The sequence below is a fragment of the Bacteroides muris (ex Afrizal et al. 2022) genome (genome assembly GCF_004793475.1).
GTDB classification, from domain to species: Bacteria; Bacteroidota; Bacteroidia; order Bacteroidales; family Bacteroidaceae; genus Bacteroides; species Bacteroides muris.
Genome location: NZ_SRYZ01000025.1, coordinates 39,709 through 57,693 on the forward strand (window position 1 = coordinate 39,709; position 17,985 = coordinate 57,693).

Here is a 17,985-nt window from a genome sequence, read left to right on the forward strand (position 1 = left end):
CCCAAGCTTTGGTTTTTCTATCCCAAAGCTTGGGATAGAACTTTCTCTATGCGTTGTACAACTTTATCCTTTATGCCCAGTAGTTTTTCTGCAAGAATCCTTTACTTTTTTTACCTGTATACAACAAACAAGCACAAGGCTTTCACGTTCATTTAACCTTATCTCTTGTATCTTTAGTCTATATTTGCTTCTCGGTTAACCTTAATTTGTTAACTTTGCGCCCGAATTATCTGTAACTTATGAAGCAAAGATATACAATTTACGTCCTTTTCCTGCTGTCACTGTTCGTCTCCATCAGCACATCTGCCCAGATTAAGGGGGTTATCACAGACTCTCTCACGAACGAGCCGTTGATGTACATCACCGTACAATATGAAGGGAAAGGTGTAGGCGGCATCTCCAATGCAAACGGTGAATACCAAGTCGAAAACCGTAAAGGCTGGGATGAACTGACATTCTCCGCCATAGGCTACATCACCAAGAAAGTGAAACTGAAGCCTGGCACCCGGACGCTGAACGTCAAGTTGCAACCGGACGACATCTTACTCTCCGAAGTCGTGGTGAAACCCAAGAAGGAAAAATATTCACGCAAGAACAACCCCGCCGTGGAGTTCATGAAGAAGGTCATCGAAAACAAAAAGGCGCTGAAACTGGAAGAGAACGACTACTACCAGTATCAGAAATACGAGAAAATGAAAATGTCGCTCAACGATGTCACCCCCGACAAAATGGAGAAAGGCATCTACAAAAAGTTCTCTTTCTTCAAAGACCAAGTGGAAGTATCGCCCAAGACCAGCAAGATGATTCTGCCCATCTCTATCAAAGAGACGGCCAGCAAGACTATTTTCCGCAAAAACCCCAAGAGCGAAAAGACTATTATCGAAGGTATGAATTCTACCGGCATCGAGGAGTTCTTCAACACCGGAGACATGCTGGGGACCATCCTCACGGACGTATTCTCCGACATCAACATCTACGACGACGACATCCGACTGCTGCAACGCCGCTTCGTCAGCCCCATCGGCCGCGGAGCCATCAGCTTCTACAAATACTATCTGATGGACACGCTCATGGTAGACAAGCAGGAATGCGTGCATCTCACTTTCGTTCCGCAGAACCCGCAGGACTTTGGCTTCACGGGGCACCTCTACGTTGTGAAGGACTCCACCTATGCCGTGAAGAAATGCACCATGAACCTGCCCAAGAAGACGGGTGTCAACTTCGTGGAGAACCTCGACATCGTGCAGCAGTTCGAACAGCTGCCCGACAGCAACTGGGTGCTGACTGACGACGACATGACCGTGGAACTGCACTTCGTGAAAGGCATCCAAGGGCTGGAAGTGCAGCGGACCACCAAGTACAGCGACTATCAATTCGCAGAGATAGAACCCCGCCTCTTCCGTCTGAAAGGGAACGTCATCAAGGAAGCGAACATGCTTGCCAAGAGCGACGAATATTGGGCGAAAGTACGTCAAGTGCCCCTTACCAAGAAGGAGAGCACGATGGATGTATTCATGAACCGTATCGAGCAGATTCCCGGCTTCAAGTACGTCATCTTCGGGGCGAAAGCCTTGATTGAGAACTTTGTGGAGACGGGCAGCAAGAACCATCCCAGCAAGTTCGACTTCGGCCCCATCAATACAATGATAACCAGCAACTACGTCAACGGCACGCGTTTCCGTCTGAGCGGCATGACGACCGGTAACCTCGACCCGCACTGGAGCCTGAGCGGTTACGGCGCCTACGGAACCAAAGACAAGAAATGGTTCTACTCCGGGCAAGTGGCCTACTCCTTCAACAAGCGCGAATACGTATTGTGGGAGTTCCCGAAGCACTACGTCGCCTTCAAGTACACCTACGACGTAATGTCTCCCATGGACAAGTACCTCGCCACGGACAAGGACAACTTGTTTGTCGGCTGGAAATGGACCACTGTAGACCAGATGTCCTACATGCGCGACGCCACGCTGACTTACGAGCTGGAGACCAATACCGGCTTCTCCGTCCAAGCCATGGCGCGCCACCGCAACGACCAGCCAGCGGGACAGCTGCAATACTGGAAGAACAACGGAGAGATACTGGGGCAATGGGATGAAAAGAACACGCTGGTGCACGACATCACCACCACCGAGCTGGGTGTGACCCTGCGTTATGCTCCTGGCGAAACCTTCGTCAACACCAAGCAGCGGCGCGTACCCGTGTCGCTGGATGCGCCGACCTTCACCCTCTCCCACACCGCCGGCTTCAAGGGCGTGCTGGGCGGAGAGTACGACTTCAACCTGACGGAAGCCAGCATCCGCAAGCGCTTCTGGCTCGGCTCGTGGGGCAAGCTGGACGTAACGGCACGTGCCGGTGCGCAATGGAACACCGTTCCCTTTCCCCTGCTGAACCTGCCGATGGCGAACCTTTCATACATCACGCAGAACAACGAGTCCTTCAACCTCATCAACAACATGGAGTTCCTGAACGACCGCTATGCCTCCCTCAACCTAAGCTACGACATGAACGGAAAGCTCTTCAACCGCCTCCCGCTCATCAAGAAGCTGAAGTGGCGCGAGATGTTCCGCATCCGTGGTTTGTGGGGCACGCTGACGGACAAGAACAATCCGTACAAGAGCAACAACCCCGACTTGTTCCTCTTCCCCATGCGCGACGGTGTACCCACCAGCCATGTCATGAGCAAGACTCCCTATGTGGAAGCCAGTGTAGGTATCTACAATATCTTCAAGCTGCTCCATATAGAATATGTACGCCGACTGACCTATACTGACATACCGGGAGTGAAGAAGGGGGGCATACGGTTTATGATATTAATGATATTCTAAAATCTATAACTCAACATGCAACCATTAGCGGAACGGCTTCGGCCAAGAACATTGGATGAATATATTGGCCAGAAACATCTGGTCGGTCAAGATGCGGTGTTGCGCAAGATGATTGACGCGGGACGTATCTCTTCGTTTATCCTGTGGGGACCTCCGGGAGTGGGAAAGACCACTTTGGCACAGATTATCGCCAACAAGCTGGAAACCCCTTTCTATACGCTCAGTGCCGTGACCAGTGGCGTGAAGGACGTGCGCGACGTGATAGTGCGTGCCAAGAGTAACCGTTTCTTCTCACAAGCCAGCCCCATCCTTTTCATTGACGAGATACACCGCTTCAGCAAGTCGCAGCAAGACTCGCTGCTGGGAGCCGTGGAGCAAGGCACCGTGACGCTGATAGGCGCCACTACGGAGAACCCGTCGTTCGAAGTCATCCGTCCGTTGCTGTCGCGCTGCCAGCTCTATACCCTGAAGTCACTGGAAAAGGACGACCTGCTGGAACTGTTGCAACGCGCCATCATCACGGACATCGTGCTAAAGGAACGGAAAATAGAACTGAAAGAAACTACCGCCATGCTCCGCTTCAGCGGAGGGGATGCACGCAAGCTGCTCAACATCCTCGAGCTGGTGGTAGACTCCGAAGCCGCAGACCCCGTCGTCATTACCGACGATATGGTGACCGAACGCCTGCAACAGAATCCTCTTGCCTACGACAAGGACGGGGAGATGCACTACGACATCATCTCCGCTTTCATCAAATCCATCCGTGGCAGCGACCCGGACGGCGCCATCTACTGGCTGGCACGCATGGTCGAAGGCGGTGAAGACCCTGCCTTCATAGCTCGCCGCCTCGTCATCTCCGCCTCTGAAGACATCGGACTGGCCAACCCCAACGCGCTGCTGCTTGCCAACGCCTGCTTCGACACCCTGATGAAAGTGGGATGGCCTGAAGGACGCATCCCGCTGGCAGAAGCTACCATATACCTCGCCACCAGCCCCAAGAGCAATTCGGCCTACATGGCCATCAACAACGCACTGGAAGTAGTACGCGAAACGGGTAACCTCCCCGTCCCACTGCATCTGCGCAACGCGCCCACCAAGCTGATGAAGCAGTTGGGCTACGGCGAGAAGTACAAGTACGCCCACGACTACCCCGGCAACTTCGTCAAACAGCAATTCCTGCCCGACGAACTGAAAGACCGCCGTATCTGGGAACCGCAACTCAATCCTGCCGAGCAAAAGCACAAGGAACGGATGCAGCAACTTTGGGGAAAAGAGAGGTTTTAGAACAGACGGAAACCCAGCCCCAAACTGAAATGAAACGCATCGACGTATTTATCCTCTACGCGTTGCCGCTCCCTCAATTCGAGTGTATAGAGATTATGCAGGGTATACTCCCCGTATGAAGAACCGGCAGTCACTATATAAGAAACCCCGGCATAAAGACAGACCCGCTTGGGCAAATGGTAGAGCAACTGTATTCCGGGAGTGATGGAGAAAGCATTACGTTTGTCTTTCTCCATCTCCAGCACAAAGAAATCGACGTCGTTCGTTCCTTCATGCTTGAGGTAAGATGAATAACCGGTCTCAGAAAAACCGGTTATTCCGATGCCGAAGGAAGGCTGTATATCCCAGTTGCCAATGCTGCAACGATAGACGATTCCGGCACTGAAATTACCGTCAATACTTCCGAGCGACACTTCCACCTGATTGAAACCAAGCACCTTACCGTCGTACAGATACTCTTGTCCACTTCCCGGATTCAGTAACAACTGTGCTTGCACTCCCCATGATTTATGCCAGAAATATCTGCCTCCCAATGTCAAAGCGTAATTCAGCTGATGATAATCGTTCAGACACAACCACGAGGATATCCTGCGGGCAGAAGTCATATAGGCCATTCCCACCATAATCCACGCCTACTTATTCACTACAAAGATGCTTCCAGCTGTATACGACCGTGATTCAAGATATATTGTGCACAGACGTTTGCAGTAGCCATGCAACCCAGCAGAAAGAGAGAGATACGTTTGACAATACCCATAATCCTATTTTTACAATATAAATAGAGTGAATCAGTAGAAATCAAGAGAAGGAGTTCCGGCAGTAAACACTTGCCAGCCATCCAGCACTCCGTTCTCCTCATTCCCATCTTTTCCTACCTCAAGCTCAACGCGAAAACGGTAAGTACCGGCCTTGGGATAAGTCAGCAGAACAAACTAGAAATCATGTAGATAGTCAACGGGAGAATCAATCGGAGCGGGAGAATAAGAACGGTAGAATAAAGGATATATATCGCTTCCGGCAGGATATTCTTCATTGAAATCCGTCAAGGTCACTATACGGATAGCTGTAATCGGACGGTTCAACTGACAATGCCAGATATCGTCGGCAGCTTCTTCCGAAATGGCCTTCACCTCCGGTACCACCTTCATCATGTAGGCCTCCTTGGGGCAGCGGTTATCGGTTCAGGAGCATGCCCGCTATTATCCAGCAACACCAATCGCACGCCAACCACATCCGCCAAAACAGGAGGAAGCACCTCTTCATCTTCTTCACACTTCATGGCAGTCAGTAAGAGCAAAAGGCAAAAAGAAAGTATTCCGAAAAAAGAAAAGATTGTGCTTCTCATACATTTTCAATATTACATTCACACAAATGTAATGGATTTATGTATACTATACTAATTCTTTTCCCTAAATTTGCGCGAACAATTAATATTCAAGAAGAATGGAAAACAAAAAAATAGTCGTATTAGACGGGTATGCCGCCAACCCCGGCGACCTTTGCTGGGACGAATTGCAAGCTTTGGGTGAATGTAGCATCTACGACCGTACCGCTCCCGGAGAAGTATTGGAACGCGCTGCCAGTGCAGAAATCCTGCTGACCAATAAAACCGTGCTCACTTCCGAACACATGGCTGCACTGCCCGAATTGAAGTACATCGGTGTGCTTGCCACCGGATATAACATTGTAGACACCGCCGCTGCCAAAGAACATGGCATCATCGTCACCAACATCCCTGCCTATAGCACCGACTCGGTTGCCCAAATGGTCTTTGCCCACATTCTGAACATCGCCCAGCAAGTGCAGCACCACTCCGAAGAAGTGCATCAAGGACGCTGGACGGCAAGCAAAGACTTCTGCTTCTGGGACACTCCACTCATCGAACTGCGTGAAAAAAAACTCGGCATTGTAGGCTTGGGACACACCGGTTTCTCCACTGCCCGCATCGCCATTGGCTTCGGCATGAAGGTGTGCGCCTACACTTCCAAGACCAATTTCCAGCTTCCTCCCGAAATCCGCAAGATGGAACTGAACGAACTGTTCCATGAATGCGACATCGTTAGCCTGCACTGTCCCCTCACCGATGCCACCCGCGAAATGGTGAATGCAGAACGCCTCCGCCTGATGAAGCCTACGGCTATCCTAATCAACACCGGACGCGGTCTGCTCATCAACGAACAAGACCTTGCCGATGCCTTGAACAACGGAACCATCTACGCCGCCGGAGTGGACGTACTCTCACAAGAGCCTCCTTGTGCCAACAATCCTTTACTCTCTGCCCGTAACTGCTACATCACCCCGCACATAGCTTGGGCAAGCACCGCCGCACGCGAACGCCTCATGCAAGTTATGCTCGAAAATATAAAGGCCTATCAAGACGGTAAGCCTGTGAATGTAGTGAATAAGTAGGCGTGGATTATAATGGAAGCACCCCTATACTTTCATACCTTTTTCCCCTAACAAAACAAACAGCCAACGCTATGGGAACATCTGCCATCAAAGGTCTGTTCTATATCCGTCTGATAGCAGTGATATTCATCCTGATTGCCATCACCATAGCGGTGGCTTTTCAATTCCGCCTACAATATACACAAGTGCACTTACCGCTATGCCAAGCGCATGCTGTATATTGACTGCATCTTTTCTACTCTCCCAGTCTGAAAAGCATCAAATATTATTCTCCAAACCTAGATTTATGCAGTGACCACAATCCGGTGGATTATGGAGGTGGAACTTTCAAAAAGGCTATAAACGGTCTATTTCTTCTAGAGTTAGACCGGATGCCTTGCTGATAGCCTCTACAGAAAGACCTGCCGCTTTCAGATTGCGAGCCATTATCTTTATACCTTCTGCACGACCTTCTGCACGACCTTCTGCACGACCCTCTGCACGACCTTCTGCAAGACCTTCTGCAAGACCCTCTGCAAGACCCTCTGCACGACCTTCTGCAAGACCTTCTATTCTTCCTTCCAGTTTGGCAGAATCGAGCACATCGTTTTGAATCATGACTGCATTCAAATGTTCATCATACGCCCTTCGTTCTTGAACGTTCATAGAGTAATATTTCAGCTTCTCGCGAGCCTCTCCAAGTCCGGGAGCAGTAGTATCAGGACGAATAGTTCCGTCTTTCAGGTACTTCATCCATTCATTCAACGGAGTAGTAGCCACTTGATCAAACTCGTTTACGCGGATAAGAATGTATTCCGGGAAAATTTCGGCGGGCATACGGGGAACAATGGCATTACGCTCCTTAACATTTACCTGCAACTGGTCACCGGTATGTACACCTACAAAGTTATTCTGCCCATGATACAAGAAATCGCTTCCTTGTCCTATGTCAAAGTAGAGGATACTGATGGAGTAGATTTTCTTCACCTTATAGTAAGTATCACCCAACGAGATATGTTCGGTGATAGCCTTTGCCACTCCATAAAGGATACGTTCCAAATAATAGAGTTCACGGGTATTCTGTATTTCGATGATGATAATCTCGTCCTTACTGTTGCGTGCCTTGATGTCAACACGGTTGAACTTGTCATCGGCAGTCTGCTGATTTCCTTCACTTTCCAGTATTTCGATAATCGTGATTTTTTCACCCAGAAATACAGTAAGGAAACCTTCAAGAACACCAAAATTGGCCTTCTGCCGCAATAAACGTTTAATGGCCCAGTCGAAGCGGATGTACCTATCTTGCAATTCTTCCATCAGTTAATTATTTTTTAGAAGACAAAGATACGAATGTTTTTCAAGAATAATAGACTATTTCTTCTGTTTCTGTAACAGAGAATACGGTTTCTTGAATCATTTACATATGCCAGCTATTCTTCAAGGGATTTACTGAATATCCCTAGAGAACCGATTCCTCGTTCAGTACCCGAAAGAGAACTTTATTTGTCCTTAACTTTCGGCAATATCGCATTCAATACCATATATCCCGATATACCGGCAACAGTCGTTCCCAGCAATACACCGAACTTCGCTTGGTTGAGCAAATCCGGATATCCTCCTGCAAAAGAAAGATTGGCAATAAATAAGGATACTGTAAAACCAATACCACCCAACAAGGACACTCCGGCCACACTTCTCCAATTCATTCCCGGAGGCATCGAGGACAAACCGCTCTTGACCGCCAGCCAAGTAAACAGAAAAATACCGACAAACTTGCCAAGAAGCAATCCTGCAGCCACGGCTATACTAACAGCTCCAACAACACCACTGCCCCCGTTGAGCACCACACCGGCATTGGCAAAGGCAAAGAGCGGTAGTATCACAAAGTTCACCGTACCATGCAAATTGTCTTCCAAAGATTGTAAGGGACTAATCACATAATCAGAAGCGCGTTCCACTTGTTTTAGAATGGCAATCTGCTCATTAGTCAATATAATATTATCTGATTTTGAAACTGGAAAATCACCGATTATATCGCGGATGCGTTTAATATATTTCCCGGCATCCAAACGGGGACGGGCCGGTATTACAAAGGCCAGTATCACTCCGGAAATAGTGCTGTGAATGCCCGACTGAAGGAACAAATACCAAATAATCACCCCGATAAACAGGAACAATATTTTCTGTGTCATACCGAATCTCCCCATACAGTAAAGGAAGAAATAAAGGACTGCAGCTACAATAAGGTATCCATAAGCCACCTCGGAACTATAAAAAATAGCAATAACCAGAATGCCTCCAATATCATCGACTACTGCAAATGCCGTCAAAAAGATTTTCAGACTCAAAGGCACTCGCTTACCCAGCAGACTGAGTACCCCCAATGAAAAAGCAATATCCGTAGCCATCGGTATAGCCATACCGCGCGTTCCCGGAGTGCCCTGAACGACCAGAAGTGAATAGACAATGACCGGCAGCAACATACCCCCACACGCCGCTACAAAGGGTAAAGAGGCCTTACGAAAGGAAGAAAGTTCACCAACCAGCAGTTCCCGCTTTATCTCTAATCCCACGGCCAGAAAGAAAACAGTCATCAAGCAGTCATTTATAAACTCAACCATTCTCAACGGATGACCGCCATGGGAGAACAAATTAAAGTCTCCGATACGCAAATGCAGTTCCTGTAAAAGAAAGCCCTGATATAATGGAGCCATCGGTGAATTAGCAATAACGGCCGCCAAAATAGCCATCAAAAACAGCAAGATGCTCGCCACTATATTCAGTGACGAGAAGTCTTTCACAGTACGTAAAATAATCATAAAGAAGTTTATATTTGATTTAAGATTTCATCCTTCCGACATCAATCCAGCTTCAGCACTGCCAAGAACGCTTTCTGAGGTACCTCTACATTACCAATCTGTTTCATTCGTTTCTTACCTCTTTTCTGTTTTTCAAGCAATTTTCGTTTACGGCTCACATCACCGCCATAACATTTGGCTGTTACATCCTTACGAACAGCTTTAATCGTTTCCCGGGAAATAATCTTGGCACCGATAGCAGCCTGAATGGCGATATCGAACTGCTGTCTCGGAATCAAATCCTTTAACTTCTCGCACATCCGTCGTCCCAATTCGTAGGCATTGTCAAAGTGTGTCAAGGTAGAAAGAGCATCCACCGGCTCACCGTTCAGCAAAATATCCAGCTTCACCAGTTTGGAAGGGCGGAAGCCGTGGGGATGATAGTCAAAAGAGGCATATCCCTTGGAGATACTCTTCAATTTATCATAGAAATCGATGACTATTTCGCCAAGAGGCATATCATAATATATTTCCACACGGTTACCGGAAATATATTCCTGCTTCACCAGCTCGCCACGCTTGCCCAAACAAAGAGTCATGATAGGACCGATATAATCAGTAGTGGTAATCACCGAGGCGCGGATATAGGGCTCCTCAATACGGTCTATCATAGTAGGATCCGGCATGCTGCCGGGATTATGCACCTCAGTCATATTTCCCTGCTTGTCATAGACATTGTAGGAAACGTTGGGCACGGTGGTGATAACATTCATGTCAAATTCACGGTCAAGGCGTTCCTGCACAATCTCCATGTGGAGCAATCCGAGAAAACCACACCGGAAACCAAAGCCCAAAGCTAATGAAGACTCAGGCTGGAAAGTCAGCGAAGCATCATTCAGCTGCAACTTCTCCAAAGAAGAGCGCAAATCCTCGAAATCTTCAGCCTCGATAGGGTACACACCGGCAAAAACCATCGGCTTCACTTCCTCAAAACCAGCAATGGCCTCTTCGCAAGGACGGGCAATATGCGTAATCGTATCACCTACTTTCACTTCCTTAGAGGTTTTGATACCCGAGATGATGTAGCCCACATCTCCCGTACGCAACTCCGGACGTGGCATCATTTCCATCTTGAGTACTCCAATCTCATCTGCATCATATTCCTTACCCGTATTGAAGAATTTCACTTTATCCCCTTTACGGATTACGCCATTCACTATCTTGAAATATGCAATGATACCACGGAAAGAATTAAAGACAGAATCGAAAATCAACGCCTGCAACGGAGCTTCCTCGTCACCCTCCGGATGAGGGATACGCTCAATGACTGCAGCCAGGATTTCTTCCACTCCCATGCCCGTTTTGCCGGAAGCACGGATAATCTCATCACGCTTGCAACCCAGCAGTTCAACGATTTCGTCCTCCACTTCCTCAGGCATAGCGCTTGCCATGTCACATTTGTTGATGACCGGAATAATCTCCAAATCATGCTCAATGGCCATATATAGATTCGAAATAGTCTGTGCCTGCACTCCCTGCGAAGCATCTACAATAAGCAGTGCCCCTTCACAAGCGGCGATAGAACGTGATACCTCGTACGAGAAGTCCACATGTCCCGGAGTGTCTATCAAGTTCAGAATATACTTTTCGCCTTTATATGTATACTCCATTTGTATGGCATGACTCTTGATGGTGATACCCCTTTCCTTCTCAAGGTCCATGTCATCCAGCATCTGTCCGTTAGTTACTTGTATAGTATTGGTAAATTCCAGCAGACGGTCTGCCAAGGTTGATTTACCGTGGTCAATATGAGCAATAATGCAAAAATTCCGTATATTCTTCATTGTCAATAACTATCTATTAATCGGGTGCACAAAGATAGTGAAAACAGAGCAAATAAAAAAAACGCGTTGATAACATATTCATGTACCAACGCATCTTTTTATAAGATTCCAGTTAATTCCCCGCTTAGTTCAACTTTACGAACAATTCGCCTTCCACTTCAGAAGTAGAGACCTTGTCTTCTCTTAACAACCAGCCCAATCCCAAGAATAAATCTTTGTCAATCAGCTTGGTTGCTTTCTTGATTTGCTTGTGAGTCAAACCATCTGTGCCATTCAGTACAGTCCAAATCTGTCCTGCAACAATACCAGCTTTTTCTTTCAACATTTCTATTTGCTTTTAGTTAAACGTCACCTTCATCTCCAAGCATAGAGATGTCGGTGTTTTTATATGGCTGCAAAGATAGCCATAATTATGTTATACAACACATTATTAGGCACTTTTTTAGTTCAAAAGATTGAAAAAGTTCCATTTTCTTACTTTGAGGACGTTTTTTCCAAGTATTCAGTCCAAATTTGGGCAGCCACCTCAACCATCCTAGCACACGGGCGTTTAGCATAATACTGCTCGGTACGGGCTTCCGGAACGGACGAACCTTCCGGTTTTCTCAATCCTAACAGTTCAGCACATATCAAAGAGCCGTTCCGCTTCTTGAACTCAGCAGCCAGCTCCTGCACCAATGCATAGTTTGCCGCCTTACCTTCACGATCCTTGCCTTCCACAGCTCCTTTTTCCAATCCGGCCAATAGGAACATGCCGCACGCAGCACCGCATGTCTGCCTCATACGACCTATGCCACCACCAAAAGAGGCAGACATCCGGAAAGCCTGCTCTTCGGTAAAACCGTACATATCTGCAAAAGCTCCCACCACCGACTGCGAACAGTTATAGCCGCTCTTGAAAAGCTCCACAGCTTTTTCTATTCTGTCTTTTGTTTCCATAATCATTCTGTAATTTCCAGTAACATCGGGCAATGGTCTGAATGAACAACGTCACCCAATATTCTCGCCTCCTTCAACATCGGACGCACCGGTTCGCTCACCATGCAATAATCAATACGCCACCCTTTGTTCTTGGCACGTGAATTAAAACGATAGCTCCACCACGTATATTCCTGCTTGTCGGGATGAAGCCAACGGAAGGAATCAATGAATCCTGCATTGAGAAAGCGCGTCATCCACTCTCGCTCTTCAGGCAAAAAGCCACTGCTGGTGGCATTCCTGATAGGGTCATGAATGTCTATTGCCTCATGGCAGATATTATAATCACCACAAAGAATGAGTTTAGGACGCGTACGCTTCAGCTCCAATACATATTCCTGGAATTTCTCCAACCAGACCATCTTAAAAGCCTGACGTTCATCACCGCTGGTACCGGAAGGATGATAAACACTCACGACGGACACATCAGCGAAGTCGGCACGAATAAAACGCCCTTCGCTATCGTATTCTTCGATACCCATACCATATTCCACATAGTCCGGTTCCTGCTTGCTCAGAATAGCGACTCCACTATACCCCTTCTTCTGTGCAGAATACAGATAATGTTTATACCCCAAAGTATCCAGCGCTTCTGCCGGATACTGTTCCGGTTGCAGTTTCGTTTCCTGCAAACAAAGTACATCGGGCCGCTCTTGTGCCAGCCACTCGGAAAAACCTTTTGTCACGGCAGCCCGTAACCCATTTACATTATATGTAATAATCTTCATACTTATTTGATTTCTTAAAAATGAATTATTCAAGATGTCAACTAGGATACCAGCAGCATGATATTCAACACAGTAACCACCGCAGCAATGGCGTAAAGTACAAACGTGCTCCATTTACTGTTTACATACTGCCCCATCACTTTACGTGAAGAAGTCAGCCCTACTTGCAGAAAGACCGTGAACGGTAACTGGATGCTCAATATCATCTGCGAAATCAGCAACCCCTTGAACGGGTTTCCGATAAAGAAAATCAGCAGCAGTGCAATACCCAGTGACAAAATCACACCCACCTGCGAGTGACTGTCTTTAATATGATAGGATTCTCCAAAAATACCGGCAAAGATAGAACCTGCCGCCATACCGCTGGTTATCGTGGAAGATACACCTGCCATCAGTAATGCCAATGCAAAAACCAGGGCAGCACCGCTCCCCAACAACGGTTCCAGCAAAGATTTTGCCTGCTGCAACTCTTCCACCTGAATACCGCTTTTAAAGAAAGTTGCCGCAGCCAGCAGTATCATGGCACTATTAATGGCCCACCCCACAATCATGGAAAACAAAGTGTCGAACAATTCATATTTCAGCACTTTGCGGATGGACGCATCATCTTTCTTGTTATATTCGTGGCTCTGTATCACCTCCGAATGCAAAAACAGATTATGCGGCATCACCACCGCACCGAGCACACTCATGATAATCAACATGCTTCCATTCGGGAACGAGGGTGTCACCCACCCTTGTATAGCCAACGGCCAATCTATCTTCACCAGAAACAGCTCATAGATAAAGGAAAGCCCGATGACCGAAACAAAAGCAATGATAGAACGTTCTATCTTCTTGTAGGAATTAGTGAAAAGCATGACGACTACAAATACGGTAGTCAAAATAGAGCCCCATACAATTGGAATGCCAAACAACATCTGCAAAGCGATGGCACCTCCCAATATCTCTGCCAGCGAAGTCGAGATCGAAGCCAGCACCGCCGTACCCAATATGGGACGCGACACCCAAGAAGGAGTATATTTGGTAGCGGCTTCAGACAAGCACAAGCCGGTTACAATTCCCAAATGCGCCACATTATGTTGCAATACAATCAGCATAATGGTAGATAAAGTCACGACCCACAGCAATGAATAACCAAATTCAGACCCTGCCGCAAAATTAGACGCCCAGTTTCCCGGGTCAATAAAACCTACAGTCACCAGCAGTCCGGGACCTATATATTTAAAAACGTCCAGACCACCCAGATAGCGTTTATGGTCTCTCCGTTTCAAGTCTTTAAAAATATTCCTCATCATGTCTGCCTAATTAAGAACGTAAAAATACTCAAATAATAACAAATACACCCATGTTAGGTTCAAAAAAAGCCCCTGGCATTTTTCAATGTCAGAGGCTCTCGTCCATTCTTTCAAGCAGGAGGCTCAATACCCCATCTCGTGCAATGCCTTGCACAATTGGTCGGGGCAGGAAGTGGAACGTTTCCCGCAGCGAATTCCTTCCAAACGGGCAATCACCGCATCTACCGGCATATCTTTCACCAAACGTGAAAGTCCTTGCAGGTTTCCATTACATCCACCCCAAAAAGTAACCTCTTTCACAATACCATCTTCCACATCCAGCTCGATGTTACTGCTACATGTACCTTGAGTCTTGTATGTATATGTCATTACTCTTCGTTTTCTTCCGGTTTCATATTGGTATAAACCGTCTGCACATCATCAAACTCTTCAAGACGTTCCACCATTTTATCGATAGTTTCGCGTTGCTCGGAAGTTACATCCTTCATATCATTGGGAATGTAAGTGAACTCACCACCGACATCTTCGAAGCCGCATTCTTCCAAATGCTTCTGAATAGCCGCATAGCTCTTCGGGTCACCATAGATAGTGATAGTGCCTTCTTCTTCATCTTCCTCGAAGTCTTCCTCTACATCATAGTCAATCAAGTCAAGGATAAGTTCTTCCATATCGATGCCGTCTTTCTTCTTGAAAGTGAATACACACTTATGGTCAAACAAGAAAGCCAGTGAACCCATTGTTCCCAAGTTACCGCCGAACTTGTTGAATACGGAACGCACATCGGCTACCGTACGGGTAGTGTTATCGGTCAGCGTATCCACAAAAACAGCCACACCGTGAGGACCGTATCCTTCATAGGTCATACCCTTATAGTCGCTCTGGTCCTTACCCATCGCATTCTTGATAGCACGTTCAATATTATCCTTCGGCATGTTTTCACGCTTACAAGTAGCGATTACCGAACGCAGTGTCGGGTTGTTTTCCGGCTCCGGACCACCGGCCTTCACCGCAATAGCAATTTGTTTACCCAGTCTTGTAAAGGTCTTTGCCATGTGACCCCATCTTTTCAATTTGGCAGCTTTTCTATATTCAAATGCTCTTCCCATTGGAACTGTATTTTAAATTATGAATTATAAATTCTGAATAATGAATCAACGCAGCTTGGCATTCAACCTGTCCTCCAGGTTCTTCACCAGTTTGGACATAATCTTGTCAATCTGCTTGTCGTTCAATGTTGCATTCTCATCTTGCAGCAGGAAGCTCACAGCATAACTCTTCTTACCGGCTTCCAGATTCTTACCCTCATAAACATCGAAGAGAGAAACCTCCTTCAGCAGCTTTTTCTCCGTCTCGTAGGCAATCTTCTCAATTTCCGCAAACTGCACTTTCTTGTCGAGCAGTAACGCCAAGTCGCGTTTCACGGCAGGGAACTTGGAGATTTCCGTATAGCTCACCTTCACATTGCGGATGGCCTTCAACAATTCTTTCCAGTTGAAATCAGCGTAGTAAACCTCGTTGTCAATATCGAATGCCTTCAGTAACTTCTTTGTTACAATACCGAAAGTAGCCAACCGCTTCCCCCCCCTTGTCTGTACGGATAAACCGGCAGCATAGATGTCATCAGTCAGATTCCCGACAACCAAATCATGCATGTGCAGCCCCAATCTGGCAAAGACATTCTCAACGTATGCCTTCAGCTCATATACCGAGCTGTTCTCATCCGGATGAGCCCATGAGTTGGTCACCCTCTTGCCAGTCACCCACAAACCAAGATGATAGTCTTCGGAATAAGCGGCAAGCACCTTTTCCGGATTCTTCTTCTCCTCGTTGAAGTGATAACAATTACCGAATTCAAAGAATTTCAGGTCTGCATTCTTACGGTTGGCGTTGTGCGAGATGCTTTCCAATCCACCGAAAAGCAGTGTCTGACGCATGGCATTCAAGTCTGCACTCAACGGATTCAGCAACATTACCAGATTCTTTGACGGATAAGACTCCAAGTTGTCATAGTAAGCGGCACGGGTCAATGAGTTATTCAGAATCTCATTGAAGCCACAGCCCACCAGCTGCTCGGCAACCAGGTTCTGCAATTTGTTGGATTTATCATATTCCCCCTTGGTAGTCAGACAAGACTTCAAGGCAGTCGGAATCTCTACATTATTATATCCGTAGATACGCAGGATATCCTCTATTACATCGCAATCGCGCTGCACGTCCACACGGTAAGGAGGAACATCCAGTGTAAGTCCTTCGGCTGTCTCGTCTACAATTTTCATTTCCAGACTTGTCACGATGCTCTTGACAGTATCCACCGGAATAACTTTACCAATCAATGAGTTTACTTTCTCATAAGCAAGTTCCACACGGAAATCCTTGGCAGGAGCGGCGCACACATCTTTTATGTCAGAAGAAATGGTACCTCCGGCAAGTTCCTTTACCATCAAAGCAGCCAGCTTCAGGCAGTAAATAGTGGCATTCGGGTCAATACCTCTTTCAAAACGGAAAGAAGCATCTGTGTTCAACGCATGGCGACGGGCTGTCTTGCGCACCCATGTGGGATGGAAGTAGGCGCTTTCAAGGAACACATCCTTGGTGGTTTCCGTAGAACCGGAATCCAGACCGCCGAACACACCGGCAATGCACATCGCCTCTTCCTTGTTGCAAATCATCAAGTCGCGTTCGTTCAATTTGCGTTCCACACCGTCAAGAGTTACAAACGGTGTACCTTCCGGCATTGTCTTTACAATCACCTCGCTGCCTTTAATCTTATCCGCATCGAAGCAGTGCAGCGGCTGGCCGAAAGCATGGACGATATAGTTGGTAATATCCACCACATTATTGATAGGACGCAGGCCGATAATACGCAACTTGTTCTGCAACCATTCGGGGCTTTCTTTTACTGTAACCCCTTTCACCGTAACGCCGGCATATCGGGGACATGCTTCGCTGTTCTCTACAGTTACTTTAATATCCAAGTCGTGATTTTCTACCGCAAAAGCGTCTACCGTAGGTTTCTTCAAAGTAGCCGGCTTACCGTTCTGTATCAAGTAGGCATACAAGTCACGTGCCACCCCATAATGCGAGCAAGCATCGGCGCGGTTGGGAGTAATGTCCACTTCCAGCACGTAATCGCTCTTGATGTTATAATAATCCTTGGCAAGCGTACCCGGAACAGCTGTTTCCGGCAGTACGATGATGCCTGCATGGTCCGTACCGATACCGATTTCATCCTCAGCACAAATCATGCCGACAGATTCCACGCCACGAAGTTTTGATTTCTTGATGGTAAAGCATTCGTCACCGTCATACAGTTTTGTACCCAACGTGGCCACTACCACCTTCTGTCCGGCAGCTACATTCGGAGCGCCGCATACAATCTGCACGGGTTCACCTTGTCCCAGGTTCACCGTAGTGACGTGCATATGGTCTGAGTTAGGATGAGCTTCGCATGTCAGCACTTCGCCGATGACCAGTCCTTCCAGTCCGCCTTTAATGGTTTGCACCTCTTCCACACTTCCCGTTTCCAGTCCGATGGACGTCAAGGCAGCAGCGACTTCATCCGGTGTCAAATCGAAATCGACATACTCTTTCAACCAATTATAAGAGATATTCATATCATTATATTTTTATTGTTTCCAAAAGTGACCCGCAAAGGTAATAAGATTTTTTGGTTGGCAGGGAATTATAAATGAAGAAAATAACAAAAAGGCGATGAAGTGCTTTTTCTTCACCGCCTTTCCCCTACTATTCTATATAAATCTACATTTATATATTCATTGCATTGGCGCCTAAAGCTCCCAATACGGCGGAAGCAACAGCTATCACTACCTTCAAAATCTTGT

Annotated in this window: 18 protein-coding genes and 1 pseudogene; 5 read left to right on the forward strand and 14 right to left on the reverse strand. The window is 47.1% G+C overall.

The annotated features are described in order from the left end of the window. The first annotated feature begins 239 nt into the window (after positions 1-239). The gene (locus tag E5355_RS11655; RefSeq protein ID WP_136010523.1) at positions 240-2,825 is read left to right on the forward strand and encodes a DUF5686 and carboxypeptidase-like regulatory domain-containing protein; all 2,586 of its coding nucleotides are present in this window, start codon (positions 240-242) and stop codon (positions 2,823-2,825) included. 15 nt (positions 2,826-2,840) lie between these two features. After that, a complete protein-coding gene (locus E5355_RS11660; protein ID WP_136010524.1) occupies positions 2,841-4,109 on the forward strand; it encodes a replication-associated recombination protein A in 1,269 nt (422 codons plus the stop codon). Here the strand turns inward: E5355_RS11660 and E5355_RS11665 are convergent. The 3 genes from E5355_RS11665 to E5355_RS11675 form a co-directional block, all read right to left on the reverse strand. Beyond that, positions 4,106-4,732, reverse strand: a complete 627-nt coding sequence (locus E5355_RS11665) for a hypothetical protein (RefSeq protein ID WP_136010525.1) — start codon at positions 4,730-4,732, stop codon at positions 4,106-4,108. The two genes, E5355_RS11660 and E5355_RS11665, sit on opposite strands and share 4 nt — an antisense overlap. Before the next feature lie 309 nt (positions 4,733-5,041). After that, positions 5,042-5,260 (reverse strand): DUF5034 domain-containing protein, encoded by a 219-nt coding sequence (locus tag E5355_RS11670; RefSeq protein WP_136010526.1) that lies wholly within the window; start codon positions 5,258-5,260, stop codon positions 5,042-5,044. After that, on the reverse strand, positions 5,257-5,454 hold the full coding sequence (locus tag E5355_RS11675; protein ID WP_136010527.1) for a hypothetical protein: 198 nt from the start codon (positions 5,452-5,454) through the stop codon (positions 5,257-5,259). The genes E5355_RS11670 and E5355_RS11675 overlap by 4 nt, the downstream gene beginning before the upstream one ends. A 98-nt stretch (positions 5,455-5,552) precedes the next feature. Between E5355_RS11675 and E5355_RS11680 the strand changes: the two genes are divergently transcribed. The 3 genes and pseudogenes from E5355_RS11680 to E5355_RS20370 all read left to right on the forward strand — a co-directional run. Further along, complete coding sequence (locus E5355_RS11680; protein WP_136010528.1) at positions 5,553-6,518, forward strand: D-2-hydroxyacid dehydrogenase; 966 nt, start codon at positions 5,553-5,555, stop codon at positions 6,516-6,518. A gap of 71 nt (positions 6,519-6,589) precedes the next feature. Next, positions 6,590-6,742: a hypothetical protein gene (locus E5355_RS19465; RefSeq protein ID WP_168354329.1), complete on the forward strand. Its 153-nt coding sequence runs from the start codon at positions 6,590-6,592 to the stop codon at positions 6,740-6,742. Continuing rightward, positions 6,708-6,860 (forward strand): annotated as a pseudogene (locus E5355_RS20370) (endonuclease); the annotation flags it as partial. The gene E5355_RS19465 and the pseudogene E5355_RS20370, both read left to right, overlap by 35 nt. Here the strand turns inward: E5355_RS20370 and E5355_RS11690 are convergent. The 11 genes from E5355_RS11690 to E5355_RS19470 form a co-directional block, all read right to left on the reverse strand. Continuing rightward, positions 6,855-7,814: a PD-(D/E)XK nuclease family transposase gene (locus E5355_RS11690; protein WP_136010529.1), complete on the reverse strand. Its 960-nt coding sequence runs from the start codon at positions 7,812-7,814 to the stop codon at positions 6,855-6,857. The pseudogene E5355_RS20370 and the gene E5355_RS11690 sit on opposite strands and share 6 nt — an antisense overlap. A 182-nt stretch (positions 7,815-7,996) precedes the next feature. Beyond that, positions 7,997-9,316, reverse strand: a complete 1,320-nt coding sequence (nhaA, locus tag E5355_RS11695; protein ID WP_136010530.1) for a Na+/H+ antiporter NhaA — start codon at positions 9,314-9,316, stop codon at positions 7,997-7,999. Between the two features lie 41 nt (positions 9,317-9,357). Next, entirely contained in the window at positions 9,358-11,139 is a 1,782-nt protein-coding gene (gene lepA, locus E5355_RS11700) for a translation elongation factor 4 (RefSeq protein ID WP_136010531.1), read from the reverse strand. 124 nt (positions 11,140-11,263) lie between these two features. Next, positions 11,264-11,464: a winged helix-turn-helix domain-containing protein gene (locus tag E5355_RS11705; RefSeq protein WP_136010532.1), complete on the reverse strand. Its 201-nt coding sequence runs from the start codon at positions 11,462-11,464 to the stop codon at positions 11,264-11,266. A 149-nt stretch (positions 11,465-11,613) separates the two neighbouring features. Beyond that, positions 11,614-12,084, reverse strand: coding sequence for a C-GCAxxG-C-C family protein (locus E5355_RS11710; protein WP_022401337.1), 471 nt, complete (start codon positions 12,082-12,084; stop codon positions 11,614-11,616). Beyond that, a complete protein-coding gene (locus E5355_RS11715; RefSeq protein ID WP_136010533.1) occupies positions 12,081-12,845 on the reverse strand; it encodes an exodeoxyribonuclease III in 765 nt (254 codons plus the stop codon). Before E5355_RS11715 ends, E5355_RS11710 begins: the two co-directional genes overlap by 4 nt. Before the next feature lie 41 nt (positions 12,846-12,886). Beyond that, on the reverse strand, positions 12,887-14,140 hold the full coding sequence (locus tag E5355_RS11720) for an Nramp family divalent metal transporter (RefSeq protein ID WP_168354330.1): 1,254 nt from the start codon (positions 14,138-14,140) through the stop codon (positions 12,887-12,889). Positions 14,141-14,266: 126 nt separating this feature from the next. Continuing rightward, positions 14,267-14,512 carry a TIGR03905 family TSCPD domain-containing protein gene (locus E5355_RS11725; protein WP_136010535.1) on the reverse strand — a complete coding sequence of 82 codons (246 nt, stop codon included), beginning with the start codon at positions 14,510-14,512 and terminating at the stop codon, positions 14,267-14,269. Then, positions 14,512-15,249 carry a YebC/PmpR family DNA-binding transcriptional regulator gene (locus E5355_RS11730; protein WP_136010536.1) on the reverse strand — a complete coding sequence of 246 codons (738 nt, stop codon included), beginning with the start codon at positions 15,247-15,249 and terminating at the stop codon, positions 14,512-14,514. Before E5355_RS11730 ends, E5355_RS11725 begins: the two co-directional genes overlap by 1 nt. 45 nt (positions 15,250-15,294) lie before the next feature. Next, positions 15,295-17,757 (reverse strand): phenylalanine--tRNA ligase subunit beta, encoded by a 2,463-nt coding sequence (gene pheT, locus E5355_RS11735; protein WP_136010537.1) that lies wholly within the window; start codon positions 17,755-17,757, stop codon positions 15,295-15,297. 151 nt (positions 17,758-17,908) lie between these two features. Continuing rightward, on the reverse strand, positions 17,909-17,985 hold a 77-nt coding region (locus E5355_RS19470), incomplete at its 5' end, for a smalltalk protein (protein WP_168354331.1).

Coding starts and splice junctions, on each gene's coding strand:
- E5355_RS11655 (WP_136010523.1), top strand. CDS start 240: ATGAAGCAAAGATATACAATTTACGTCCTTTTCCTGCTGTCACTGTTC.
- E5355_RS11670 (WP_136010526.1), bottom strand. CDS start 5,260: ATGATGAAGGTGGTACCGGAGGTGAAGGCCATTTCGGAAGAAGCTGCC.
- E5355_RS11725 (WP_136010535.1), bottom strand. CDS start 14,512: ATGACATATACATACAAGACTCAAGGTACATGTAGCAGTAACATCGAG.
- E5355_RS11690 (WP_136010529.1), bottom strand. CDS start 7,814: ATGGAAGAATTGCAAGATAGGTACATCCGCTTCGACTGGGCCATTAAA.
- E5355_RS11705 (WP_136010532.1), bottom strand. CDS start 11,464: ATGTTGAAAGAAAAAGCTGGTATTGTTGCAGGACAGATTTGGACTGTA.
- E5355_RS11715 (WP_136010533.1), bottom strand. CDS start 12,845: ATGAAGATTATTACATATAATGTAAATGGGTTACGGGCTGCCGTGACA.
- E5355_RS11710 (WP_022401337.1), bottom strand. CDS start 12,084: ATGATTATGGAAACAAAAGACAGAATAGAAAAAGCTGTGGAGCTTTTC.
- nhaA (WP_136010530.1), bottom strand. CDS start 9,316: ATGATTATTTTACGTACTGTGAAAGACTTCTCGTCACTGAATATAGTG.
- E5355_RS11665 (WP_136010525.1), bottom strand. CDS start 4,732: ATGGTGGGAATGGCCTATATGACTTCTGCCCGCAGGATATCCTCGTGG.
- E5355_RS11720 (WP_168354330.1), bottom strand. CDS start 14,140: ATGAGGAATATTTTTAAAGACTTGAAACGGAGAGACCATAAACGCTAT.
- E5355_RS11675 (WP_136010527.1), bottom strand. CDS start 5,454: ATGAGAAGCACAATCTTTTCTTTTTTCGGAATACTTTCTTTTTGCCTT.
- E5355_RS11730 (WP_136010536.1), bottom strand. CDS start 15,249: ATGGGAAGAGCATTTGAATATAGAAAAGCTGCCAAATTGAAAAGATGG.
- lepA (WP_136010531.1), bottom strand. CDS start 11,139: ATGAAGAATATACGGAATTTTTGCATTATTGCTCATATTGACCACGGT.
- pheT (WP_136010537.1), bottom strand. CDS start 17,757: ATGAATATCTCTTATAATTGGTTGAAAGAGTATGTCGATTTCGATTTG.
- E5355_RS11660 (WP_136010524.1), top strand. CDS start 2,841: ATGCAACCATTAGCGGAACGGCTTCGGCCAAGAACATTGGATGAATAT.
- E5355_RS11680 (WP_136010528.1), top strand. CDS start 5,553: ATGGAAAACAAAAAAATAGTCGTATTAGACGGGTATGCCGCCAACCCC.
- E5355_RS19465 (WP_168354329.1), top strand. CDS start 6,590: ATGGGAACATCTGCCATCAAAGGTCTGTTCTATATCCGTCTGATAGCA.